A 25,262-nucleotide genomic window follows, 5' to 3' on the forward strand; every position below is an offset into this window, starting at 1 on the left:
GGTATCTATGTATTGTTTAAGTTTGAATTGTTGATTTGAAGATGGAAGTTCCTATCGGCTATTAGCGCTTTTATTTGGAAAGTCGGTCGATAGACTGGCTGTTCTTATCAGTCGCAAGGCTCGCTGAATATGTCTTCAACCGCAAATGATCAAACACCTCAGGCCATGACGCCGGAAGAACAAGGCGTCTTTTTCGAATTCTTCAAACGTAAACAGTTTCCTCAATGGCTGTTCACCGCCACGGCCGAAAGGCGCAAGGCGCTGCACGCCAGCCTGGTGGCCAGTCATCACTCCCGCGCCGATGCGGTCAAGGCCACGGCGGGCTTGAAAAGCCCGGAACAGTTCTGTACGCCGCTGCTGGCTAAAGCCATGTCCGATAAGTTGGGAGAGCCTCTGGATATAAGAGGCATTGTTTTTCAACATGTCCGCTCAACTTCAAGTTTGCTCGGGCTTCGAAAAAAACTCGTATTGCCCATCGATAGAGACTTGTTGGCCGCCGCCTGCGAAAACTTTGAAGCCAGTGAAACACTGGCTGCCAACTACCATGAACAATCCTTGATTTATCAACCGGAACGGGTCAGTGGAAGAGGCAATAAAGCCCTGGCGATCGAGCCCCATGAATTCGCAGAATTATGTCGTACGCTGGACTTGGGCAAGCAATATCAGACGCATCTCGACAGCGTGTTCGAACCGTATGCCGATAACGGTGAAGTTCGTAGAAAATGCGTGGTGCATTGGCGGCGTCGTCTTGATGTCGATCGGCAAATGGCGTTGATGAAGGGGCATATCGATGAACAGGTTTTTCAGATGCTCGGGCAGGTTCTGGAAAACATTCCGTCGATCAAACTCGGCAGTCATACCGTGGCTTGCAAGCGACTGGAGTTGATGGAGCATGCACTGCACGGCGCGGTATTGTTCGTGGCGGTCAGCGACGGGGCGTATGTCGACAACCCCTGCGTATTGTATCTGCCGGGGGATCCGGAGCAGCCGCTCAAGCAATACCCGAGCTACAGGCGAATGGAATTCGCTGTCAGCGAGCGACTTGGCACCGACACTTTCGGATCGTTTATCAGCGGGTCTATTACGCTGTCCGATCGGGTCGGTTTTAAAACCATGCTCAAGACACGTCTGTTGAGAGGTGGCGCGAATTGGCTACTCCCTGCCGCCACGGCCTACATTCCCGTCATGGCCTTCACGATCGCGGCCGATCCGTTTGCCGAACTCTACCGTCAGCGGGTGGTGCAGGTGATGGCGGACGCGCGGCAATTGGTGGTGCCCACCGATGACGAAGACGAGAAAACCCGTTTGGCCCGGCACGAAGCCTACAAGGAACTGGGCCTCGATCTGGCGGTGTTCGGTGCTTCGTTCATCCCGGTGGTGGGTGAAATATTGATGGCGCTGGCCGCGGGCCAATTGTTGCTCAGTGTCTATCACGGCGTCGAGAGCTGGGCCGCCGGGGAGCAGGAACAGGCCACCGACTACTTTTTCGATACGCTGGAGAACCTCATCGTCATGACGGCACTGGCCGCCGGTGTGGGGGCGGCGAAAATGACCTACCTGACCGTCAGGGGTTCGCGTTTTGTCGAACGCTTGAGACAGGTCCGACTGGCCAGTGACAACGAGCGGCTGTGGAAGCCGGACCTGCTGCCTTATCGCCAGAACATGACGCTGCCCGCCTGGTTGAAGGCCGATGAACGGGGGCTGCGCTGGTTCAACGATCAAGCGTATCTGGCTGTCGGCAAGGAGGTGTATGCCGTTCGCCCACAGCCGGATACTGGCTTGTGGGAAGTCATGGGGCCGACCATCCGAGAAGCTTACGCACCGCGACTGGAAACCAACGACGCCGGTGCCTGGCGCCACGATTCCGAATTGCCTCAGGAATGGGATCGACTGCGGCTATTTCGCCGAATGGGGTACCCGGAGCAGGACATTCCGGATGCCCGGGCCCTGCAAATCCTCTCGGTCAGCGCCATCGACGAGCGCATTTTACGTCGGGTACTGATCGACGGCATGAAACCACCGGCCGTATTGACCGACACTGTTCGACGCTTTGCGGTGGATGATCAGGTCATCCGTTTTATCGAGCAATTGAACAGCGCGACAACCTCCGCATTCGCCGATACGGATCTGCAGTTTCGTTTACTGATGACCCTGAAGAAATGGCCGAAACAGCTGCGCATCAAAGTGGTCGATGCCAAAGGGAGGGCCGTTGAGGCGTTCGCCCACGAAGACGCCACGACCACGGCAACCACCCTCACGCTGACTCAGGCGCAGGTTCAGAGTGGGCAATTCTACCCCGGCCTGCTGGCCGGCCTGAGCGCCACAGAACGGGCCAGCCTGCTGGACACGACCACCCTGGTGCCGGCTGAACAGATCGAGGCTCTGGTCAAGGTGCTGGCGGAACAGGCCGATCGCCAACGGATGACGCTGTTCACCTGGCTGTATCAGCGCGGCGTCTCCGCGCAGGGCAGTCGCTCAACGCCGTTGCGCCATCAATTCCCCGACCTGCCGCTCAGCGTGCTTGATGAGTTGGTCCATTATGCCGACACCGTCGAGTGGGATGAGTTGGATGCCGGGAAAGTACCGTTGCGTCTGGCCGAGGAAGCCCGGCGCTTCCAGCAGGTGGTGCGCATCGGCCGGGCCTACGAGGGGCTGTATCTGAGCGCTGCCGGCGGAATTGATACCGACCGGTTGGTATTCAATACCCTCAAGCATCTGCCCGGCTGGACGGGCGATATTTATCTGCGCTTGCTGGAGTGGTCGTTCTACACCGAGGACGTCGCCAGCCTGGGTTCGGAAAATGCCACGCAGAAATTGTTGATGAACGCCCACCCGGATCGCTACGACGTCCTCGACGAAAATTACGATACCCGCAGCTACCTTCCCGGACGGACCCGTGAACATTACTTCCAGGCGCTCTGGGAAGGCCTGACGCCCACGCGTCGCGCGGCGCTGGGCGTGGCGGCGGATGAGCGTGGCGTGGCATTGCGGGAAAAGATCACGGCGCTGGCGCTGGAACGCCGCGGGATGGCCGGTCAGGTCCTGGGCATCGCCTTCCGGCACGCCGGTTATGTCTCGCCCATGCGCCTGGCTGATCCCTTGTTCGGCGCGGCACCTGATGGGTTGCCTTCCGTGCCCCTGACGCCACCGGCCAAATCGTCGGCCTTGATCCATCGTGCCAAGGAGCTGTATCCCACCCATTCACCGGAACAGATTGATCTGTTCCTGACCGGTCTGGGCTCGGTCGAGGTACTGGCCGCCAGGAAGCTGGAGAGCCTCAGGCTCGAGTTTCTGACGATTCGGCAAGTGCTGCAAAACTGGATCATGCGCGACACCTGGTATCACGCACCGGATGGCGCGCGGCTCAAAGTGTCGGCACTCGCCAAAACCAGGGCGTCCCGGGAAATCATCCGTTGCTGGCGCAGGGAAACGCCCAGCAGGCTGAGCCTCGATGGTCAGCTGTATGAGCTGGTGTTGCCGCCCTTGCAAGTGGGAGAGCTGCCGCTCATTACCGGGGATTTCAGCCATGTCGGGACGCTGGTCATGGATCGCGTGGGCGCCAGCGCCGGGCTCAACAGCTTTCTGCATAACTTCAAACAGCTGCGAAAGTTGTCGCTGGTCGGCAATCAACTGACGCGGTTGGCCCAGGCCATCGGCAACATGCCCCTGCTTGAAACCCTCAACTTGAGTGAAAACCAGATTCGGCTGACCAGTGCTTCGGTCGATGAGCTGGCCGGGTTGACCCACCTCAAGACCCTCAATTTGAGCAATAACCCAACCTTGAACCTGGCGCCCAATGTCGCGCAAATGACCCAACTCAAACGCCTGGATTTACGCAGCACGGGCATCAATCAATGGCCGCCCGGCGCCACCGGATTGCCCCGATTGCAAGTCCTGGACCTGCGTTACAACCGCATCAGCCAGATCCCTGAAGATGTCTACGCCGCTTCCAATCGATTGAACAACGGGACGGACATTGCCGGTAATCCCCTGAGCCCCGAGACCGTCCAGCGGGTGGTCAATTATCAACTGACCACGGAAATCAGCCTCGGGCTGGCGGCCACCGGGCAGGCGCAGGCACTGGTCGAGGTCGTGGCGGACATGACCATGAGTTCCACGTGGCTGACCGGCGTGAGCGCTGAGGACGCGGTGCAGAAACGCTTGCTGTGGAGTGCGCTGCTGGCCTACCCGGAAGGCCGCCCCTTTTTTTCACTGTTGGCGCGGCTGCGCTATACCGCCGATTTCCGCATGGTCTACCGCTCGTTGAGCCAACGGGTGTGGGATGTGGTCTCGGCGGCGGCCGAAGACGATGTCCTGAGGCGAGCGCTGTTTCGCATGGCCGACACCGGCCGCATCAGTGTCGACGGCTATACCTTATTGTTCAGTGACCTGCACGTTCGGGTGCTGTGCTACCGGGCGCTGGCCGCCGCCCGGGGCGGGGTCGACACCGTGGAAGGTGAGTTGACTCGACTGTTGCGCGGGTTGTTCCGGCTACAGGCCGTCGAGAAGCTGGCCCTGAAAAACATTATTTCGCGCCGACGCACCGGGCCGGTCACGGATGAACAGGCGATGGAGATCAGCCTGGCGTATCGGATTGGCCTGGCCGAACGCTTGCAATTGCCTGCGCAGCCTCTGGAGATGAATTTCCGCCTGGGTGTCGAGGTCATCCCGCAGACCCTCGATTGGGTGTACAGCGAAGTGGTGAAGGCCGAGCACACCACGCAGTTGATTGACTGGGTCACGGACCAGGATTTCTGGACCGAATACCTGGAAAGCGCCCATCGCGAACAATTTGACGAAATGGTCATACGTGCGGCGGCGGCCTTTGCGCATCTGGATAGCCAGCAGAACTACACCCGTGAGCAGTTCACCCAAAGCATGAACGGTATCGTCACCAACTTTGCCAATGAGCGGGCGGTATTCTACCGGCGTTTAACATCACACGCCCTGCAAAGGCATCCCGGGCTTGCGCTACCGGTTACGCCGGGCGGCTGAGCGCGCACCGGTGATTGGAAAACTGAACAGTGCAAGGATTGCATATGAAGACATTTGAACAACCCGCGCCGATCGCAACCGACCGGCAGGGCATCGCCAGCCTGGCCCTCGACCACATATTGCCCATGACCCCGGCGCAATACGCGGCGAAGTTGATCGAGCAACGCTGGGGCATTGAGCCGGCGAAAGCATTGCTGGTAGATCTCAATTACGATTTTTATGGTTACCCGGCCATTGGGGATGTGCACCTGGGCAAGGTCCGAACTTCGCAAAGCCTGGTTCACGCATTGCTGAGGAACTACCAGACCGTGGGCGCCGGACGCTTCGGCGAAACCGCGTTCGGGCTGTACACCCCGCCCGCGACGGGGCCCATGGTGCGGATCGTCGACATTGACGAGTCGATCAACCCCGGTGGCGGCTTTCGTGACTATGAAGGCATATACCGTCAGACCGCCCCGCAGCGCTACGGCCCGGACACGCAACTGGCCCTGCAACCGGCCGAGTTCAAGCAGTGGGTCTGGAGGCTGGAGTTCAAGGACTTGTACCGCGCTTATGTGCGCGATGCCTGGCCCGAGGACACGGCACTGCTCGCCGCCGATGCCTATCCGTTGCGCACGGCCGTCAAGGCTGCGTTTGTGATGGCGGCCTGGTTACAACACCGGGAAAACAGCTTGAGTGCGGAAGGGCTCGCTCTGGCATTAGGCGCTGCGGGACTGAGCCGGCAACAGACATGGGACAGCTTGACGGTTGGACAGATGCAGGTTCGGGCCGCGATTGATTCATCCATCGAAGCGGCACGCTTGTCGATCTATCGTTACCTCAGCACCGATATCTGGAGCTTCAAAGACAAGGCATCCGGACGAATCGTGCTCTATGTTCCGGGTAATTCATCGCCGTTCCAGGAATTCTCGGATCCGTCGGCCCTGCATCAATGGGTGGTCGAAATCGCTCGCGCCCCGGCCCGGCGCCAAGCGTTGGCCGCGCATTTTGCCGAGGATGACCGCGAGGACGGCACCTTCCACGCCGGGGTGCTGACCGCGCTGGAGGGCATGGCCACCTACCCCCGGCGATACCGGCTGAAAAAGGGCCACGGTTTCTTCAACAACGATGGTTATTGGCCGGCGCATGACTACATTCACCTGGAGGCGCCGACCGAGGTCACTGACCCGTTCACGCACTGGGTGCAAGTGATGAAGCAAGCTGCCGAGGCGAGCGTCGACGATATCCGCGACGATGCCCAGGTCAATCGTGACAACCTCAGTGCCGTGGTCGAACCGGTGGTGCAATGGATCAATCGCTTTGCGCCCCTGGCCTTGTTCGTTCCCGGCGGCGAGAGCTTGCTGGCCCTCGCCGGGTTGATCGATGCCGGTTATGGCCTGGAGCAGGCCGTGGCGGGCAAGACGCCGGATGAGCGCTCTGCCGGGGTCACCCGTACGGTGTTCGGTTTGCTCAATGCGTTGCCGGTTGCTGGCGCGGCTATCAGGACTGAAGAATCTGGCGCTTCGGCCAGTGTCCACGTGCCGGAGGTGATCGAAGAACCGCTTACCGCGACGATCGAAGAATCTGCACCGTCGGTCGCGGCCGACCTGCGGCTGCACCTCCTGCGTGGCCTCGGCCCCGAGGTCGAGTCGTTGAGCGACGAAGCGTTGCGCCAGATTGGCCACGTCTGCGACATCGACAATGAACTGCTGCAACTGATGCAGGAAGGGCGCCGACCGCCGACGCCGATCCTGGCGGACACCATCGCCCGGTTTCGCATCGACCGGGAGGTGCAGAGTGTCGAGCAATTCCAGCAGCGTTATGCGGCGCTCCAACGTTCGGATCATGCCTGGGTCAAGCTGTTCCAGCAGCACTATCCCGGGCTGCCGAAAAACGCGATTGAACAGATACTCGACCGTGCCGGCGTGAACATCGGAACACCCCATACCCCGGCCGATGCCACGCGGGTATTAAGCCAGATGAGCAGCAAGGCCAGGCAGTACGCGTTGCATGTGCGCCTGACCCGTGCCTACGAAGGTCTTTACCTGCGGTCGGTCGCAAGTGCCGACAGCGACGTGCTGGCGCTGCATTCGCTGCAACGATTGCCGGGATGGTCGCTCCAGGCCCGGATCGAACTGCTCGACAGTGCTTCGGCGAAGGTCGTGGACAGCATCGGTCCGCAGGGCATGGGACCTGCCCGTCAACTGTTCAGGCAAGGCAGCTCACTGGATTTCCAGAACTCACTGCTCAATGCGCTTACGCCACCAGAACGCTCTGCATTGGGCCTGCACCCGGACAGCGCACTCCAGGACTTGCAGCTCAAGCTCCGTGAGTCGGCCTTGCCCCGCGCCGAATTCGAGTTGGGGCTACAGCGAATGGAGGCAGGCATGCCGTTCGACAGCCTCGGCTTGCGCGGCGGTGGTTTTCCGAACACGGCTCAAGGCGAAACGCTGTCGTTGGATATCGTGAAATTGCAGTTCAAGGAGCTTTATCCGGGCATGACCGCAGAAGAAGTGGAGGCCTGCATCAAGCGCTGGGGAACCAGCGTCCAGACCCGGCTGGCCAGCCTCAACTTTCAGTTGTACCAGTTGCGTAACGACCTGTCGGAATGGATTGAGCAAGTCGAAGACGATGCCGAGGATTTGGACATCGAGTTGCTGGAGCCGGAGGATGAGGAGGCCCAGGGCATGAGCCTCCACGAGCTTGAATACGAAAATGACACGCGCATCAGTGACGCCATGGCCTATGAACGTCAGTCCAGAGTGGAACTGGCCACTGAGCTGGAAGCGCTGTGGCAGCGGCGCAGCGAGCCGGACACTCACGTGTATGTCGAAGGCGAACTGGTCGGCTTTCGCCTGAACCTGGATTTCGATCAGTTGCACAGCCTGCCGCAACTGAGCGTCAAGCTGCAGGATGTCGTGGAGTTGTCGTTCGCGGATTTCGAGTTGACGCAACGTGAGAGCCTGACCGGGTTTCTGGAGAGTTTCCCCCATCTGCGCACGCTGGATCTGCAAGGCACCGACCTGCGTATTGCGCAGCCGCAGGGTGGCTGGAACACGCAGCCGCCCGAGGTCATCTACCGGTTGACGCAACTCACCCACCTTAACCTCAGGGGGACGGGATTGACGCTGACCGAGCAAACCGCCGGCAAGCTCGGCGAGCTGACCCGCCTTGAAGAACTCGACCTGAGTGAGAACCCGCTCGATGTGCCGCCCATGGTCCTGCAGATGCCGGCCTTGCGGCGGTTGAACCTGCGTTCCACCGAGATCACTGTCTGTCCGGTGGGTGTTCACGATCAGCCTTATCTGCAACGGTTGGATCTGCGTGACAACCTGATCACGCGGATTCCCGAGGCGGTCAGAAAACAGTCCGTGAGCCCGGATATTCTGTTGTTGGCGGGTAACCCGTTGAGTGATGTCGACACGTTGCATTGGGTGGTGGCCCATCGGCAACTACATGGATTTAACGTGTGGATGGGGCCACCGAGTCGCGATGTGCTCCGGCCGGACGCGTGGCTTGTGGGGTTTTCACCCCAGCAAACGGCGCTACAGGCGTCGCATTGGCAAAGCCTGGTAGTGAAGGAGGGCAGTGGGCGGTTTTTCGGGACGCTGGAGGTGATCCGGCGCACCGCCGATTTCCAGGTGGGCTACGCAGCGCTGCAACAACGGGTCTGGCGAATGGTGGAGGCAATGGACGCGTCACCGGCCCTGTGCGACCACATCTTCCTGGAGTCGCTGTGGTCGGCGATTGATGGGAATGACCCGCTTACGTCACTGGCAAAGCTGGAGGAACGCATCGCTGACTTTCAGGCTTCAAATACGACCCTTTAGCACCAGGTTTTACGCCAGGCGAAAAAAAACCTTGAGCCCCGGCACACAGGCCGGGGCTCAAGGTCTTTTCAACGATCAGCGGCGGCGGAACAGTGGCAGCGGCTCATCGGTGGCGGCCTGGTACGTCACCGAGAAGTCCTTGAGACCTTCAAGGGCTTCGTACGGGTCTTTATCGGCGCGAATGGCAAACGCGTCGAAACCGCAGCGGTGCAGGTAGAACAACTGGTCGCGCAGCACATCGCCAATCGCCCGCAGTTCGCCCTTGAAACCATAACGGTCGCGTAGCAGACGGGCGTTGGAGTAGTTGCGGCCATCGGTGAAGGCCGGGAAGTTCAGGGCGATGACCTGGAAGTTGTCCACGTCTTCACCGATTTCCTCGGCTTCTTCATCGGCGTCCAGCCACACACCCAGGCCGCCATCGCGGGCCTTGAGCATACGCCCGTGTTCGCGCCACAGCGCCAGCGGCACGATCAGGTCGTCGCAGTTGCTGATCTCGTCGATGTTGAAATCCTTGGGCAGCAAGTGCCAGGTTTCGTCGACGACTTCGTTGTTCTTAATGATTCGCTGCATAGACGCGCTCCTTGAAGAGGTCGATGCCAATACGCTGATAGGTGTCGATGAAGCGCTCATCTTCGTGACGTTGTTCGATGTACACGTTGATCAGCTTCTCGATCACATCAGGCATGGCTTCCTGGGCGAAGGACGGGCCGAGGATCTTGCCCAGGCTGGCGTCACGGCTGGCGCTGCCACCCAGGGAGACCTGGTAGAACTCTTCGCCTTTCTTGTCCACCCCGAGGATGCCGATGTGGCCGACGTGGTGATGACCGCAAGCGTTCATGCAACCGGAGATGTTCAGGTCCAGTTCGCCGATGTCGAACAGGTAGTCCAGGTTGTCGAAACGACGCTGGATCGATTCGGCAATCGGGATCGACTTGGCGTTGGCCAGGGAGCAGAAATCACCGCCCGGGCAGCAGATGATGTCGGTCAGCAAGCCGATGTTCGGCGTGGCGAAACCTTGCTCGCGCAATTCGCCCCACATCGCAAACAGTTGCGACTGTTCGACGTCGGCCAGAATGATGTTCTGCTCGTGGGAGGTGCGCAGTTGGCCGAAGCTGTAACGCTCGGCCAGGTCGGCCACGGCGTCGAGCTGCTTGTCGGTGATGTCACCCGGCGCAACGCCGGTCGGCTTCAGGGACAGGGTCACGGCCACATAGCCCGGCTTCTTGTGCGCCAGGGTGTTACGGGTACGCCAGCGGGCGAAACCCGGGTGTTCTTTGTCGAGGTCGGCCAGCGCCTGGGCCTGGTTGTCCAGAACCTTGTAGTCCGGATCAACGAAGTGCTTGGCGACGCGATGCACTTCGGCTTCGGTCAACGTGGTCTGGCCACCGCGAAGGTGTTCCATTTCCGCATCGACTTTTTGCGCGAAGACTTCAGGCGTCAGCGCTTTAACGAGGATCTTGATCCGCGCCTTGTACTTGTTGTCGCGACGGCCGTAGCGGTTGTAGACCCGCAAGATAGCGTCGAGGTAGCTCAACAGGTCCTGCCACGGCAGGAACTCATTGATGAACGCGCCAACCACCGGGGTACGGCCGAGGCCGCCACCGACCAGCACACGGAAACCCAACTCGCCTGCGGCGTTGTGCACCGGCTCCAGGCCGATGTCATGGACTTCGATGGCCGCACGGTCGGAGGTCGACCCGTTGATGGCGATCTTGAACTTGCGCGGCAAGTAGGCGAATTCCGGGTGGAACGTCGTCCACTGACGGACGATTTCGCACCATGGACGCGGGTCGATCAACTCATCGGCAGCGACACCGGCGAACTGGTCGGTGGTGACGTTGCGCAGGCAGTTGCCGCTGGTCTGGATCGCGTGCATCTGCACGGTGGCAAGTTCTGCCAGGATATCCGGAATGTCTTCCAGCGCCGGCCAGTTGAACTGCACGTTCTGCCGGGTACTGATGTGGGCATAGCCCTTGTCGAAGTCGCGGGCAATCTTGGCCATCATTCGCGTCTGGCGCGAAGTCAGTTGGCCGTAAGGCACCGCCACCCGCAACATCGGGGCGAAACGCTGGATATAAAGGCCATTTTGCAGGCGCAGGGGGCGGAATTCTTCTTCGCTCAGCTCGCCTGCCAGATAGCGTCGGGTCTGATCACGGAACTGCTTGACGCGGTCCTCGATGATCCGCTGATCGTACTCGTCGTATACGTACATATAAGTCCTGTTCTCAGGCTTGGGCCGGTCGGTTCCAGTTGCGTTTTTCGCTTGCTGAAGTCTCCGATACTGCCTCGGCAATTCTGCGCGCACGGCCGCGCACTCCCTACGGAGCCGGGGCAAGATACCAGTTTGCAGTTATGCGCAAAAGTGATGTTTGAGTATATGTAAAGAACCAAAACGCCTAACGAGAACCGTTATTGCTAAACCCACATTTGTGGTGCGGGCAATCGTCGTCTTTACTGTGGTCGAGTCTTTATGCAATCACCGATAAAACCGACAAGAGGCGATGCAATGAGCAACCCGACCAAAGCACGGAAAAGCGATAGCACGGTGGACGCTTGGGCCATTTTGTTCCTGATCATCCTGGTTGTAGGAACAGCAGTATTCTGGGTCAGTCACCAATAGCGACACCGTCCGGGCCCGGTTCCGACGGATTGTCGGACAAAACCGGAATAATCCCCGTTTTGCGGGCGTTCGCTGGCTATAATGCGCGGCGAATTTCCGGGGCTCGGACCATTAATGTTGAAGTTTCTGTTTGCTGTCTTGCTGACGCTTGGCTCGGTCCTCGGACCCGGTGCCCAGGCGGCGTCGGTGCTGTTTCTCAATCCCGGCAGCACCACGGAAGCGTTCTGGATCAGCTACTCGCAATTCATGCAGGCGGCGGCCAATGATTTGGGCATGGACTTGCAGATTCTCTATTCCCAACGCATGCCCGAGCTGACGATTGCCCAGGCCCGCACCGCGCTGCAAGGGCCTGATCGGCCGGACTATCTGGTATTCGCCAACGAACAATACGTCGCCCCGCAAATCCTGCGGCTCGCCCAGGGCAGCGGGGTGAAGCTGTTCATGGTCAATGCGTCCCTGACCGACAATCAACTGAGCCTGCTGGGTGACCGCCCGGATCGCCTGGGCAGCCTGGTGCCCAACGACGAGGAGGGCGGCTACCTGATGCTTCAGGAACTGATTCGCCAGCATCCGCCCGTGCAACCGGGCCAATCCATCGAGCTGCTGGCGTTTTCCGGGCTGAAAATCACCCCGTCGGCGCAACTGCGGGAAAAAGGCATGCTGCGGGCCCTGGCCGAGCACCCGGAAGTGCGCTTGCGGCAACTGGTCTACAGCGGCTGGACCCGTGAACGGGCCTACGAGCAAGCAAAACTGCTGTTGCGGCGTTACCCGAAGGTGACGCTGGTGTGGTCGGCCAATGATGAAATGGCGTTCGGTGCCATGCAGGCGTTTGCGGAGAACGGGGGCACGCCGGGCAAGGATGGGTGGTTCAGCGCCTTCAATACCTCTCCCGCCGCGCTGAAGGCTGTCGTTGACGGGCGCCTGAGCGTGTTGCTCGGCGGACATTTCACCCTGGGCGGTTGGGCAATGGTGGAACTGCACGATATCGATCAGGGCGTGGACCTGAATCAGTACGGTGGCCGTGACCGGCTGATTCCGTTGTTGCAGGTGATCGACAAGGCCCAGGCCAAGCGGTTGCTGGCCATGGGTGATGCGCCGGATTTCGGGGTGAACTTCCGCCAGCTGTCGGCCAAGGGGCGGCCGACCTCCTATCGCTATCCGTTCAGCCTGCAAACGTTAATGCACTGAATCCGCTTCAAACCCCTGCCAGCAGCAAGATCAGTTTCACGATGCCGAACAGCGACAGCGCAAAAATCGCCGTGAACAAAACCCCGAGAATCACGAAGTGACTCGGCTTGCCATGAGTAAAGTCCCGGGCGCGGTTCTTCCCGCTCTGCACCCCGAACGCTGCGGCTACCACGCTGTGTAGCATCTGCCACAGGGTCGGTGGCTTGTTGTCGACTGGATCGTCCATAAATCCCTCGTCATGTTTGTGTGTCAGGCAAGCATAGACAATCAACGCGAATCCTGTAGGAGCGAGGCTTGTCCGCGAAGGCGGTTGATCGTTCCCACGCTCTGCGTGGGAATGCAGCCCGGGACGCTCCGCGTCCCAAAAGCGGACGCGGAGCGTCCATTGAGGCATTCCCACGCAGAGCATGGGAACGATCATGTGAGGCTTAGTTGTCGTAACCCAGGTTCGGCGCCAACCAGCGCTCGGTCACGCTCAATTCCTGGCCTTTGCGCGACGTATAGCTCTGCACCTGATCCTTGTCGATCTTGCCCACGGCGAAGTACTGCGCCTGCGGATGCGCGAAGTACCAGCCGCTGACTGCCGCCGCCGGGAACATCGCGTAGTGTTCAGTGAGGAACACGCCGCTGCGGCCCGCATGCATTTCGCTGGCTTCAGGGTCGAGCAGCGCAAACAGCGTGCCTTTCTCGGTGTGATCCGGGCAGGCCGGGTAGCCGGGGGCAGGGCGGATGCCGGTGTATTGCTCTTTGATCAGCGCCTCGTTATCCAGCGTCTCGTCCTTGGCGTAACCCCAGTGCTCTTTACGCACTTGTTGGTGCAGCCACTCGGCGCAAGCCTCGGCCAGACGGTCGGCCAGGGCCTTGACCATGATCGAGTTGTAATCGTCGCCCGCGTCCTGATACGCCTTGGCCACTTCCTCAGCGCCGATCCCGGCGGTGGTGATGAAGCCACCCACGTAGTCAGTGATTTCGCTGTCCTTCGGCGCAACGAAGTCGGCCAGGGAAAAGTTCGGCTTGCCGTCGGTCTTGATGATTTGCTGGCGCAAGTGATGCAGCTTGGCAATCGGCTTGCCGTCATCGCCGTAGACTTCGATGTCATCCTCGCGCACCTGGTTGGCCGGCCAGAAGCCGAACACCGCACGGGCGCTGATCAGTTTCTCGTCGATCAGTTTGGCGAGCATTTCCTTGGCATCGGCGTACAGCGAGGTAGCGGCTTCACCGACCACTTCGTCTTCGAGGATGCGCGGGAATTTGCCGGCCAGGTCCCAGGAGATAAAGAACGGCGTCCAGTCGATGTATTCGGCCAGCACCTTCAAATCGATGTTGTCCAGCACGCGGGAACCGGTGAACGTCGGTTTGACCGGCTCGTAAGTGCTCCAGTCAAACTGCGGCTTCTTGGCGATGGACGCCGGGTAGCTCAGGCGCTCGGTGCGCGCACTGCGGTTGGCGGTGCGCTCGCGGACTTCGATGTATTCCAGGCGGGTCTTCTCGATGAAGGCCGGCTTCAATTCCTTGGACAGCAACTGCGTGGCCACGCCCACGGCGCGGGAGGCGTCGGTGACGTAGATCACCGCATCGTTGCTGTACTTCGGCTCGATCTTCACCGCCGTGTGTGCTTTCGAGGTGGTCGCGCCACCGATCATCAGCGGCAAGTGGAAATCCTGGCGCTGCATCTCGCGGGCGACGTGGACCATTTCATCCAGCGACGGCGTGATCAGGCCAGACAGGCCGATGATGTCGCACTTCTGCTCCTTCGCCACTTGCAGGATCTTCTCCGCCGGGACCATCACACCGAGGTCGACGATGTCGTAGCCGTTACAGCCCAGCACCACGCCGACGATGTTCTTGCCGATGTCGTGCACGTCGCCCTTGACCGTGGCCATCAGAATCTTGCCCTTGGCTTCCGGCTTGTCGCCTTTTTCCAGTTCGATGAACGGGATCAAGTGGGCCACGGCCTGCTTCATCACCCGGGCGGATTTCACCACTTGCGGCAGGAACATTTTGCCGGCGCCGAACAGGTCACCGACGATGTTCATGCCGGACATCAGCGGGCCTTCGATCACTTCGATCGGCCGGGTGAACGACAGCCGTGATTCTTCAGTGTCTTCAACAATGTGGGTGGTGATGCCCTTGACCAGCGCATGCTCCAGGCGCTTGTTCACCGGCCAGCCGCGCCACTCTTCGGTCTCGGCTTCCTTGACGCTGCCGTCGCCCTTGTACTTGTCGGCGAGGGCGAGCAGGGCGTCGGTGCCTTCCGGGGTGCGGTTGAGCACCACGTCTTCCACGGCGTCACGCAGCTCGGCCGGGATCTGGTCGTAGATCTCCAGCTGACCGGCGTTGACGATGCCCATGGTCAGGCCATTACGGATCGCATACAGCAGGAACACCGAGTGAATCGCCTCACGCACCGGGTTGTTGCCACGGAACGAGAACGATACGTTGGACACGCCGCCGGAAGTCAGCGCATACGGCAGCTCATCGCGGATGTAGGCACAGGCATTGATGAAATCGACGGCGTAGTTGTTGTGCTCTTCGATGCCGGTGGCGATGGCGAAGATGTTCGGGTCGAAGATGATGTCTTCCGGCGGGAAGCCGACTTCGTTGACCAGAATGTCGTAGGAGCGTTTGCAGATTTCTTTCTTGCGCTTTTCGGTGTCGGCCTGCCCGGCTTCGTCAAACGCCATGACCACAACCGCAGCGCCGTAGCGCTTGCACAGTTTGGCGTGATGAATGAACTGCTCGACGCCTTCCTTCATGCTGATCGAGTTGACGATGCCCTTGCCCTGAATGCACTTGAGGCCGGCTTCGATCACTTCCCACTTGGAGGAGTCGATCATGATCGGGACGCGGGAGATGTCCGGCTCACCGGCAATCAGATTGAGGAAGGTCACCATGGCCTTCTTCGAATCGAGCATCCCTTCGTCCATGTTGATATCGATCACCTGGGCGCCGGCTTCGACCTGTTGCAGGGCGACTTCCAGGGCTTCGGTGTAGTTGTCTTCACGGATCAGACGGGCGAACTTGGCAGAACCCGTGATGTTGGTCCGCTCGCCGACGTTGATGAACAACGAGTTACGGTCGATGGTGAACGGTTCCAGGCCCGACAGGCGGCAGGCCTTCGGGATCTCCGGAATCACTCGCGGTGCGTAACCGGCCACGGCTTTGGCGATGGCTTCGATGTGGCCCGGCGTGGTGCCGCAGCAACCGCCGACGATGTTGAGGAAGCCGCTTTGGGCGAATTCTTCGATGACCTTGGCGGTTTGCGCCGGCAATTCGTCGTACTCGCCGAATTCGTTCGGCAGGCCGGCGTTCGGGTGCGCCGAGACGTGGGTGTCGGCCTTGTTCGACAACTCTTCCAGGTACGGCCGCAACTCGCTGGCGCCGAGGGCGCAGTTCAAGCCGACCGAGATCGGCTTGGCGTGGGCCACGGAGTTCCAGAACGCTTCAGTGGTCTGGCCCGACAGGGTACGGCCGGAGGCGTCGGTGATGGTGCCGGAGATCATGATCGGCAACTCGATGCCCAACTCTTCGAACACGCCTTGCACGGCGAAGATCGCGGCTTTGGCGTTCAAGGTGTCGAAGATGGTTTCGATCAGGATCAGGTCGGCGCCGCCTTCGATCAGGCCTTTGGTGGCCTCGGTGTAGTTTTCCACCAGTTCATCGAAGGTCACGTTGCGGTAGCCGGGGTTGTTCACGTCTGGCGACAGCGAGCAGGTGCGGCTGGTCGGCCCGATCACGCCGGCGACAAAACGCGGCTTTTCCGGGGTTTCCAGGGTCTTGGCGTCAGCGACCTTGCGGGCCAGGCGCGCGCCTTCTACGTTTAACTCGTACGCCAGGCCTTGCATGCCGTAGTCAGCCAGGGACACCTGGGTGGCGTTGAAGGTGTTGGTTTCGAGAATGTCGGCGCCGGCATCCAGGTAGGCTTTTTCAATCGAACCGATCACGTCCGGGCGCGTCAGCACCAACAGGTCGTTGTTGCCCTTTACATCGCTCGGCCAGTCGGCGAAGCGTTTGCCACGGTAATCCTGCTCTTCGAGCTTGTAGCTCTGGATCATCGTGCCCATGCCGCCGTCGAGAATCAGGATGCGCTCTTTGAGGGCGTGCTTGAGAGCTTGAAGGCGAACACTGCGATCGGACATTTGGACTACTCGGAAAGACCATGACGAAGGGCCGGGATAATAGCAAACCTGTGCGCTTTTAGAGCATGTGAAGGTTTTGCATGAATATCGCTCATGTTGGTGGCAGGTCCGGACCGGTAGAATCGCGGCGTTTTTTCATGATCGGGACCAGGGATATGTCGTATCGCGTCGTCGTCAGCCTTTTAGTGCTGCTTTCAAGCTGGGGCGCCGCCGGGCAAAGTCCCGAAATCTCCTATACCCGTGACATTCAGCCGATCTTCACCGAAAAGTGTGTGGCCTGCCATGCCTGCTACGACTCCGCCTGTCAGCTCAACCTGGGCAGTGGCGAAGGGGCGGCTCGTGGCGCGACCAAAGTCCCGGTCTACGATGGCGAACGCAGCGTCGCCGCCGCACCGACCCGGCTGTTTTATGACGCCTTCGGCAAACTCGCCTGGCAGCACAAGGACTTCTATTCGGTGCTCGACGCCCAGGGCAGCCAGGCGGCGCTGATGGCGCGGATGCTGGAACTCGGCCACAAAACCCCGCTGACGCCTAACGCCAAGCTGCCGGAAGACATCGTGCTGGGCCTGAACCGGGAAAACATGTGCGCAATGCCGGCGGAATTCGACGGTTATGCCGGCGCCCATCCGAAAGAAGGCATGCCGCTGGCGGTGACCGGCTTGACCGATCAGCAATACCAGACCTTGCAACGCTGGCTCGCGTCCGGCGCACCGATTGACGAACAAGGTTTGATGCCTTCTGCGCAGGAAGCGTTGCAGGTGGTGCAGTGGGAAAACCTGCTCAACGCGCCGGGTTCTCGTGGCAGCCTGGTAGGGCGCTGGCTGTTCGAGCATTGGTTCCTGGCGCACATTTACTTCAAGGATGGCGAGCCGGGGCATTTCTTTCAGTGGGTGCGTTCGCGCACGCCGACTGGTCAGCCGATCGACCTGATCAATACTCGCCGTCCGAACGACGATCCAGGCACCCAGGTTTATTACCGGTTGTGGCCGGTGCAAGGGGTGATCGTGCAAAAAACGCACATCACCTATCCGCTGAGCGCGGCGAAGCTGTCCCGGGTCAAGAGCCTGTTCTTCAGCGGCAACTGGCAGGTCAACGCCTTGCCGGGTTACGGCCCCGAGCGTCGGGCCAATCCGTTCACCACGTTCGAGGCGATCCCGGCCCAGGCGCGCTATCAGTTCATGCTCGATAACGCCGAATACTTCGTCCGCACCTTTATTCGCGGCCCGGTGTGCCGGGGCCAGATTGCCACCGACGTGATCCGCGATCACTTTTGGGCGTTGTTCCAGGCGCCGGAGCACGACCTCTACATCACCGACCCGAACTACCGTGGCCAGGCCACGCCACTGTTGGCGATGCCAGGGCAGAACGACGATGTCGGCAGCGTCCTGAGCCTGTGGCACGACTACCGCGACAAGCGTAACGAGTACGAAGCCTTGCGCCGGGACAGCTACGCCGACGCGCCGGCCCCGAGTTGGTCGACGTTGTGGGCCGGGAATGACAACGCTTTGTTGAGCATTTTTCGGCACTTCGACAGCGCCTCGGTGAATAAAGGGCTGATCGGTGACGTGCCACAAACCATTTGGCTGTTCGATTACCCGCTGCTGGAACGTACGTATTACCAGTTGGCGGTCAACTTTGATGTGTTCGGCAACGTCTCCCACCAGGCCCAGACACGCCTGTACTTCGACCTGATCCGTAACGGCGCCGAGCAGAATTTCCTGCGCCTGATGCCGGCCGATTCCCGGGACGACTACCTCGATGATTGGTACCAGAGCGGTGGCAAGTTCAAGATGTGGCTGGATTACGAGGCCATCGACAACGACAAGCCGACCGCGCTGAAACTCGATGAAAAAGACCCGAAACGCGATTTTGCCATGCAGTTGCTGGGCCGTTACGGCGAGCTCAATGCCAAGCCCGATCCGATCAACCGCTGCGATGGCGCGTATTGCTCGCGGCCGAACATCGACCCGGCATTGCAGAACGCCGAACAGGCCCTGAGTCGTCTGACGTCGCGTCCGGCGGCGGGGTTGAAGGTGATCGATCAGTTGCCGGAAGCGACCATGCTGCGCATCGAAACCGCGAGCGGCAAACGCGAGATCTACAGCCTGTTGCGCAACCGTGCCCACAGCAACGTGGCGTTCCTGCTCGGCGAGTCCCTGCGTTATCAGCCAGGGCTCGACACCTTGACCATTTACCCGGGCGTGCTCAGCAGCTACCCGAACTTCATGTTCAATATCCCGGCCGAGCAAGTGCCGGCGTTTGTCGACGCGATGGAAAACGCCAAGGACGCCCATCGTTTCGAGAAAATTGTCGAGCGCTGGGGGATTCGGCGCAGTCATCCGCAGTTCTGGTTTTACTTCCACGACTTGAGCACCTACGTCCACGAAACCGACCCGGTGGAAGAGGGCGTGCTGGATATGACCTTTGAAGATCGCCAGGTGTCCCACCTGTAATGCACCGCCAATCCCGTGTAGGAGCGAAGCTTGCTCGCGAAAGCGGTCTGACAGTCGACATCAATGTTGAATGTGCCGGCCTCTTCGCGAGCAAGCTTCGCTCCTACAGGGATACGAGGTGATTTGACGGGAGGGCGGTTGATGTTGATTTCGGTACAAGCCCTGCGCTTCATCGCTGCCTGGGCGGTGGTCGGCCACCATTTCATGCAGATTTTCTTCGACTTCCAGGCCCGTGGGCCGGTGGGGCAGGCGTTTATCGACAAGGGTGCGGTGGGCGTTGATGTGTTCTTTGTTATCAGCGGCCTGGTGATCTTCCTGTCGACCGAGGGGAAATCGCTGCCACCCGCGCGGTTTCTGTTGTATCGGCTGTTCCGGATCGTCCCGGCTTACTGGCTGTACACCGTGCTCATGGCGCTGGTGGTGGTGTTTGCCCGGCCGGTATTGCCCGATCAGAGCGTGGATTGGTCGCATTTCCTGTTGTCGCTGTTGTTTATTCCTACGGAAAACCCCGGCGGTTATGGGATTTATCCGACCTTGAATGTCGGCTGGACGCTGAACTACGAAATGCTGTTTTACCTGCTGTTCGGCTGGGCGTTGCTGTTCCGGTTGCACTTCAGGTTATTGATCGTTGCGGCGCTGTTGTTCGCGGTGTGCCAGGCCTGGACCGGTTATGGCTGGGTCAGCGAGTTCTACCGTTCGGACATCGTCTATGAGTTCTTGCTCGGGATCGCCATCGGCATGGTTTATCGCCGGGGCTGGATCAAGCCGGGGTTATGGCTGCCGTTGCTGGGGATTGTCGGCGCGTTGCTGGCGATTTATCACCTGGCCCCGGAGCCTCGATTCCTGGCCTGGGGCCTGCCAAGCGCCGTGCTGGTGATGGCGTGCATCTCGCTGGAACGCTATGTCGAGAATAACCGGGTGTTCGAACTGCTCGGTAATTGTTCCTACTCGGTGTACCTGATGCACGTGCTGGTGCTGTCTGCCGGTGGGTTTATCGCACAGCGTTATGGCGTAAATCCCTACGCGATGTTCGCCGTTTGCGCGGCGACCATCGGCCTGGCGTCCTGGGCAAGTTACGAATGGGTGGAAAAACGCAGCTATCGGTGGCTTAAAGCGCGGATTGACGGCGAAACGGTTGCGCAACCGGTGCTGGCGCTTTCCCGACAAAAATACTAGGACTTTGTGCCGCGCGATGATTGGCGTAAACTGCGCCCAAGCCTGCGAGGAGTTTCCATGACCGCTATTACCATCACTGACGCCGCCCACGATTATCTGGCTGATCTGCTCTCCAAGCAGAACACCCCAGGCATCGGCATCCGCGTCTTCATCACCCAGCCTGGCACCCAGTACGCCGAAACCTGCATTGCCTACTGCAAGCCGGGCGAAGAAAAACCTGAAGACACCGCGCTGGGGCTCAAAAGCTTCACCGCGTACATCGATTCGTTCAGCGAAGCGTTCCTGGACGACGCGGTAGTCGACTACGCCACCGACCGCATGGGCGGTCAGCTGACCATCAAGGCGCCAAACGCCAAAGTACCGATGGTCAACGCCGACAGCCCGGTCAACGAGCGCATCAACTACTACCTGCAAACCGAGATCAACCCGGGGCTCGCGAGCCACGGCGGTCAGGTCAGCCTGATCGATGTGGTCGAAGACGGTATCGCCGTGCTCAAGTTCGGCGGCGGTTGCCAGGGCTGCGGCCAGGCCGACGTCACCTTGCGTGAAGGCATCGAGCGCACCTTGCTCGAGCGCATTCCCGAGCTCAAGGGTGTTCGCGACGTGACCGACCACACGCAGAAAGAAAACGCCTACTACTAAGGTGTTCGTCTGCTGAAAGTAAAAAACGGCACCCGTGAGTGCCGTTTTTTTATGATCGTTCCCACGCGCAGCAAAGGAATGCAGCCCGGGACGCTCCGCGTCCCCTCCAAAGCCGAACGCGGAGCGTCCGTTGAGGCATTCCCACGCAGAGCGTGGGAACGATCATCTTACGGACGATACAAATGCGCATGCCCGGCACGGTATAGGGACGACTCACTAAAGTGATCGCTCCCCAACACCCGACCCACCAGAATCAACGCCGTGCGCCGAAACCCCTTGGCCTCAACCTTCTCGGCGATATCCGCCAATGTCCCCACCACCCAATCCTGATCCGGCCACGTCGCCCGGTGAATCACCGCGATCGGGCAATCCGCGCCGTAATGCGGCAGCAACTCCACCAGGATCTTCTGCAGATGATTGACCCCCAAATGAATCGCCATGGTCGCCCCATGCTGGGCCAGGCTGCCCAGCTCCTCGCCGGCCGGCATCGCGGTCTTGTCGGCATAGCGGGTCAGGATCACGCTTTGCGAGATGTCCGGCAGGGTCAGTTCGGCACCCAGTAGCGCCGCGCACGCGGCCGTAGCGGTGACACCGGGGATGATTTCAAACGCAATACCGAGCTCGCGCAGATAACGAATCTGCTCACCAATCGCCCCATACAAACTGGGATCGCCCGAATGCACCCGCGCCACATCCTGTCCCTTGGCGTGGGCGGTCTTGATCAGGTCGATGATCTGTTCCAGATGCAACTCGGCGCTGTTGACCACCGTTTCTGCCTGATGGCCTTCCAGCACAGCAGCGGGCACCAGCGAGCCGGCGTAGATGATCACCGGACAGCTGCGAATCAGTCGCTGGCCTTTGACGGTGATCAGTTCCGGGTCGCCGGGACCTGCGCCAATAAAGTAGACGGTCATCGTCGGTTCCTGTCAAAAAAAGGGCTTGGGCAAGACTTCAGATGAAGATTGCTCATGATCGAGGCGGGGATTATCGGGGATTTTACGCAGCACTGGCCAATGCGAGGGTGGCCTGAGCGTATTTCTGTCGGGAAATCAGCAGCTTCGCCGGCGCCTGGGCCAGGTGTTCGGCCAGGGCCAGAGCGGCACTTTCCGCAACGCCGTAGCAACCGGTGCGCTCGAAGGCGATCTGCGATTGGTGGCTGAGTTGTGGTTGATATCCGGCCAATTGCTCGCTGCTGAAATACATCACTTGCAGCCCAAGTTGCGCGGCCAACTCGATCAGGCCAGGCTCATCACGCTTCAGGTCGATACTGGCCAGGGCCTTGATCTCATGAAGTTCGATTTGATGCGCCTGCAGCGCCTGATCGAGCAGCGCCCGCAGCGTGCTGGCGGGGCAGCCGCGCTGGCAGCCCAGGCCGACCACTAGCGTCGGCGCTGCGCTGGTATCGGTCATGCGTGGTATTGGCCGTCGCTTTTGCGGCGGAACAACCAGGCGCTGATCAGGCCCAGGGCCAGCCAGAACACCACGTTGGTCAGCTGCGAAGCGATTTTGAACTGCGATTCCAGGGCTTCCGGCGCCAGCATCGAGTGGACTTCCGGTTGCGGTGCGCCAATGACATGCGGAACCGCGAGGATCGCCACGCCGAGGATCTTCATCAGCCAGTGACGGCTGAACACGATCAGCGCGATGCCGACAGCGGTAGAAGCCGCAGTGCCGATCCACCAGATCTGCCGTTGCGCCAGGTCGGCGGCGGCAGTGCCCGGCAGTTCCGGCGGTAGGCCGAGGGTCGGCGCCAGTACGAAGGTTGCGTAACCGGCCAGGCCCCAGAGCAGGCCCTGAGCGGTTTTGGTCGGCGCGCGCAGGGTGTAGAGACCGGCGAGCATCAACGCGAAACCAACCGCGACCACCAGGTTACCGCCGGTGGTGGACAGCACGCGCTGCCAACCGTTTTCCGGCTCCCAGGCTTCGGCGTCGTGGGTGTGGGCGGCCATGGCGCCTTCGGTGTGCTCGTGAGCAACCACTGCGGTAGGCTCGGATTTTTCATAGGTTTCCGCCTGCAGAATCAGCGGGGCGACCCAGAAACTTTGCAGCAGGGTCAGCAGCAGGGCGGCCAGCAGGCCGGTGAAACCTGCGGTTTGCGCGATACGCTTGATCATGTAGGCAGGTCTCAGTGGCACGGGAACGCGGAGCTGTGACGGGTATCGTGGGCGGCGTTGTGCACCGCTTCGATGTGCGAGAAACCGGCGAAATACACCAGGCACGCGCCAAGGATCGACGCGCACACGGCGGCGGTCAGGCGTTGGCTCAGGGTCGTGGTGGTGCTGGCGGTGCTGCTGTGGTCGGTGCTGCTGATGATCGACATGGCGCTTCCCTCTGGTCTGTCAGCGGGTGAATAGAGCGCATGAAAACCCTGCGAGCGTGCACGCAGAGGTTCAAACAGCGCCCGCCCACCGCGGGTTTGTCATTCAGTGATCGTAGTGGTCACTTTGTGTTGCGGGCCGGTCTCCGGGCTCACGAGGGGTCAAGGCTTGCGCCGAAACCTGCAAGAATCGCCTTCCCATGCCGAACTGCCGGCACAGTGGATCTGATTCTTCGCTCGCTTACCGTTGCGGGGGCAGCACCGGACTGACATGGCTTTGAGTAAAGCACATGATTCACCGGTTTCCCGTTTCACCCTGTGAAGGGCACCCGTAACAAGGCGTGTAGGAGAGCATGGGCGGGGGCGGGGCGTCAATTGGCAGGGGTTCTCGTTTGACCTGATCATTCCCATGCTCTGCGTGGGAATGCAGCCCGGGACGCTCCGCGTCCCATCCAGAGTCGAACGCGGAGCGTCCGTTGAGGCATTCCCACGCAGAGCGTGGGAACGATCATCGCCCCGCGGACATTGACCCGCCCCCAACCGATGCGTAGCCTTGCGCTTTCGAGGTTCTTCGGCGTCTGTCGAGGCTAAGAAGGGAACGCGGTCGATGCCGCGGCTGCCCCCGCAACTGTGAACGGTGATGTTCGCTGCCACGCCACTGCAAACCCTGGCAAAGGGTTCGCGGGAAGGCGCAGCGAATGCCAGGCCCCCGAGGCCGGCGCACCGAAAGCCAGGAGACCTGCCTCGAAACGAATTCTCACTACAACCGGGCGGGGTGATCCGGTGGCGAAATCTTCCGCGCTTTCATCGCTGCGGTCGTCGTCCCGTATGCCCGCCACCTTGCCAAAGGGCATCCGATGAAAACACTGGCCAAACTCCCCGTCACCATCGTTACCGGCTTCCTCGGCTCGGGCAAAACCACCTTGCTGCGGCACATGCTGGACAACGCCCAGGGCCGCCGCATCGCGGTGATCGTCAACGAGTTTGGCGAGCTGGGCATCGACGGCGAAATCCTCAAGCAGTGCTCCATCGGCTGCACCGAAGAAGAAGCCAACGGCCGCGTTTATGAACTGGCCAACGGCTGTCTGTGCTGCACTGTCCAGGAAGAATTCTTCCCCGTAATGCGCGAACTGGTCGCCCGTCGCGGCGACCTCGACCACATCCTCATCGAAACCTCGGGCCTGGCCCTGCCAAAACCCCTGGTGCAAGCCTTCCAGTGGCCGGAAATCCGCAGTGCCTGCACGGTTGACGCGGTGATCACCGTGGTCGACAGCCCGGCCGTCGCCGCCGGCACTTTCGCCGCGTTCCCGGATCAAGTCGATGCCCAGCGCAAACTCGACCCGAACCTCGATCACGAATCGCCGCTGCACGAACTGTTCGCCGACCAACTGGCCAGCGCCGACCTGGTCATCCTCAACAAGGCCGACCTGATCAGCCCGGAAGACCTGGCCCGCGTACGCCTGGAAGTCGCTGAAGAACTGCCGCCGGCGGTGAAAGTCATCGAAGCCAGCAGCGGTCGCGTGCCGCTGGACGTGCTGATTGGTCTGGGCGCCGGTTCCGAAGAACACATCGACAGCCGTCACAGCCATCACGATCACCACCACGGTGACGGTGATGACGACCACGATCATGACGCCTTCGACTCCATCTCCATCGAGCTGCCGCAAGCCGACGAAAGCCTGTTGATGGACGCCCTGACGCAACTGGTGGTCAAGCACGGCATCCTGCGGGTCAAAGGCTTCGCCGCGATTCCGAACAAACCGATGCGCCTGCTGATCCAGGGCGTGGGCACCCGTTTCGACAAGCACTTCGACCGTCAGTGGGGCGCCGAAGAAGCACGTACCACCCGTTTGGTGCTGATCGGCCAGGAACTGGACGCCGCGCAACTCGAAGCGCAATTGCGCGCCGCGCTCAGCGTTTAAG

15 protein-coding genes and 2 riboswitches are annotated in these 25,262 nt (G+C 60.5%); of the genes, 7 read left to right on the top strand and 8 right to left on the bottom strand.

The genetic code is table 11. The features are described 5' to 3' along the window. The first annotated feature begins 129 nt into the window (after positions 1-129). Both HKK52_RS02450 and HKK52_RS02455 read left to right on the top strand, forming a co-directional pair. Entirely contained in the window at positions 130-4,995 is a 4,866-nt protein-coding gene (locus tag HKK52_RS02450; RefSeq protein ID WP_169369173.1) for an NEL-type E3 ubiquitin ligase domain-containing protein, read from the top strand. Positions 4,996-5,039: 44 nt separating this feature from the next. Then, positions 5,040-8,804, top strand: a complete 3,765-nt coding sequence (locus HKK52_RS02455) for a dermonecrotic toxin domain-containing protein (RefSeq protein ID WP_169369174.1) — start codon at positions 5,040-5,042, stop codon at positions 8,802-8,804. Positions 8,805-8,879: 75 nt separating this feature from the next. On the opposite strand, the gene HKK52_RS02460 is transcribed toward HKK52_RS02455, so the two are convergent. Further along, entirely contained in the window at positions 8,880-9,374 is a 495-nt protein-coding gene (locus HKK52_RS02460) for a DUF934 domain-containing protein (protein WP_169369175.1), read from the bottom strand. Continuing rightward, a complete protein-coding gene (locus HKK52_RS02465) occupies positions 9,358-11,016 on the bottom strand; it encodes a nitrite/sulfite reductase (protein ID WP_169369176.1) in 1,659 nt (552 codons plus the stop codon). Before HKK52_RS02465 ends, HKK52_RS02460 begins: the two co-directional genes overlap by 17 nt. 522 nt (positions 11,017-11,538) lie before the next feature. Between HKK52_RS02465 and HKK52_RS02470 the strand changes: the two genes are divergently transcribed. Continuing rightward, positions 11,539-12,612 carry an ABC transporter substrate-binding protein gene (locus tag HKK52_RS02470; RefSeq protein ID WP_169369177.1) on the top strand — a complete coding sequence of 358 codons (1,074 nt, stop codon included), beginning with the start codon at positions 11,539-11,541 and terminating at the stop codon, positions 12,610-12,612. A 7-nt stretch (positions 12,613-12,619) separates the two neighbouring features. Here HKK52_RS02470 and HKK52_RS02475 read toward each other — a convergent pair whose 3' ends face one another. Continuing rightward, on the bottom strand, positions 12,620-12,838 hold the full coding sequence (locus HKK52_RS02475) for a DUF2970 domain-containing protein (protein WP_133836263.1): 219 nt from the start codon (positions 12,836-12,838) through the stop codon (positions 12,620-12,622). A gap of 202 nt (positions 12,839-13,040) precedes the next feature. Continuing rightward, positions 13,041-16,751 (bottom strand): methionine synthase, encoded by a 3,711-nt coding sequence (metH, locus tag HKK52_RS02480; RefSeq protein ID WP_169369178.1) that lies wholly within the window; start codon positions 16,749-16,751, stop codon positions 13,041-13,043. Positions 16,752-16,906: 155 nt separating this feature from the next. On the opposite strand from metH, the gene HKK52_RS02485 reads away from it, so the two are divergent. The 3 genes from HKK52_RS02485 (at position 16,907) to nfuA (ending at position 21,022) form a co-directional block, all read left to right on the top strand. Beyond that, a complete protein-coding gene (locus HKK52_RS02485) occupies positions 16,907-19,204 on the top strand; it encodes a fatty acid cis/trans isomerase (protein WP_169369179.1) in 2,298 nt (765 codons plus the stop codon). Positions 19,205-19,345: 141 nt separating this feature from the next. Further along, positions 19,346-20,380 carry an acyltransferase family protein gene (locus HKK52_RS02490; RefSeq protein ID WP_169369180.1) on the top strand — a complete coding sequence of 345 codons (1,035 nt, stop codon included), beginning with the start codon at positions 19,346-19,348 and terminating at the stop codon, positions 20,378-20,380. Positions 20,381-20,437: 57 nt separating this feature from the next. Beyond that, complete coding sequence (gene nfuA / locus HKK52_RS02495; RefSeq protein WP_007898222.1) at positions 20,438-21,022, top strand: Fe-S biogenesis protein NfuA; 585 nt, start codon at positions 20,438-20,440, stop codon at positions 21,020-21,022. A 167-nt stretch (positions 21,023-21,189) separates the two neighbouring features. Here the strand turns inward: nfuA and cobM are convergent, their stop codons facing one another. The 4 genes from cobM to HKK52_RS02515 form a co-directional block, all read right to left on the bottom strand. Continuing rightward, a complete protein-coding gene (gene cobM, locus HKK52_RS02500) occupies positions 21,190-21,936 on the bottom strand; it encodes a precorrin-4 C(11)-methyltransferase (protein WP_169369181.1) in 747 nt (248 codons plus the stop codon). 82 nt (positions 21,937-22,018) lie between these two features. Further along, positions 22,019-22,432 carry a cobalamin biosynthesis protein gene (locus HKK52_RS02505; RefSeq protein WP_169369182.1) on the bottom strand — a complete coding sequence of 138 codons (414 nt, stop codon included), beginning with the start codon at positions 22,430-22,432 and terminating at the stop codon, positions 22,019-22,021. Next, positions 22,429-23,136 (bottom strand): CbtA family protein, encoded by a 708-nt coding sequence (locus HKK52_RS02510; RefSeq protein ID WP_169369183.1) that lies wholly within the window; start codon positions 23,134-23,136, stop codon positions 22,429-22,431. Before HKK52_RS02510 ends, HKK52_RS02505 begins: the two co-directional genes overlap by 4 nt. 11 nt (positions 23,137-23,147) lie before the next feature. Continuing rightward, the gene (locus tag HKK52_RS02515; RefSeq protein WP_123509533.1) at positions 23,148-23,342 is read right to left on the bottom strand and encodes a CbtB domain-containing protein; all 195 of its coding nucleotides are present in this window, start codon (positions 23,340-23,342) and stop codon (positions 23,148-23,150) included. Between the two features lie 117 nt (positions 23,343-23,459). Continuing rightward, positions 23,460-23,687, bottom strand: a riboswitch (cobalamin riboswitch). Between the two features lie 199 nt (positions 23,688-23,886). Further along, a riboswitch (cobalamin riboswitch) is annotated at positions 23,887-24,100 on the top strand. Between the two features lie 96 nt (positions 24,101-24,196). Here HKK52_RS02515 and cobW point away from each other — a divergent pair. Beyond that, positions 24,197-25,261, top strand: a complete 1,065-nt coding sequence (gene cobW, locus HKK52_RS02520; RefSeq protein ID WP_169369184.1) for a cobalamin biosynthesis protein CobW — start codon at positions 24,197-24,199, stop codon at positions 25,259-25,261. The last annotated feature ends 1 nt before the right edge of the window (position 25,262 follow it).

It is taken from the genome of Pseudomonas sp. ADAK2 (assembly GCF_012935755.1).
Taxonomy (GTDB): domain Bacteria; phylum Pseudomonadota; class Gammaproteobacteria; order Pseudomonadales; family Pseudomonadaceae; genus Aquipseudomonas.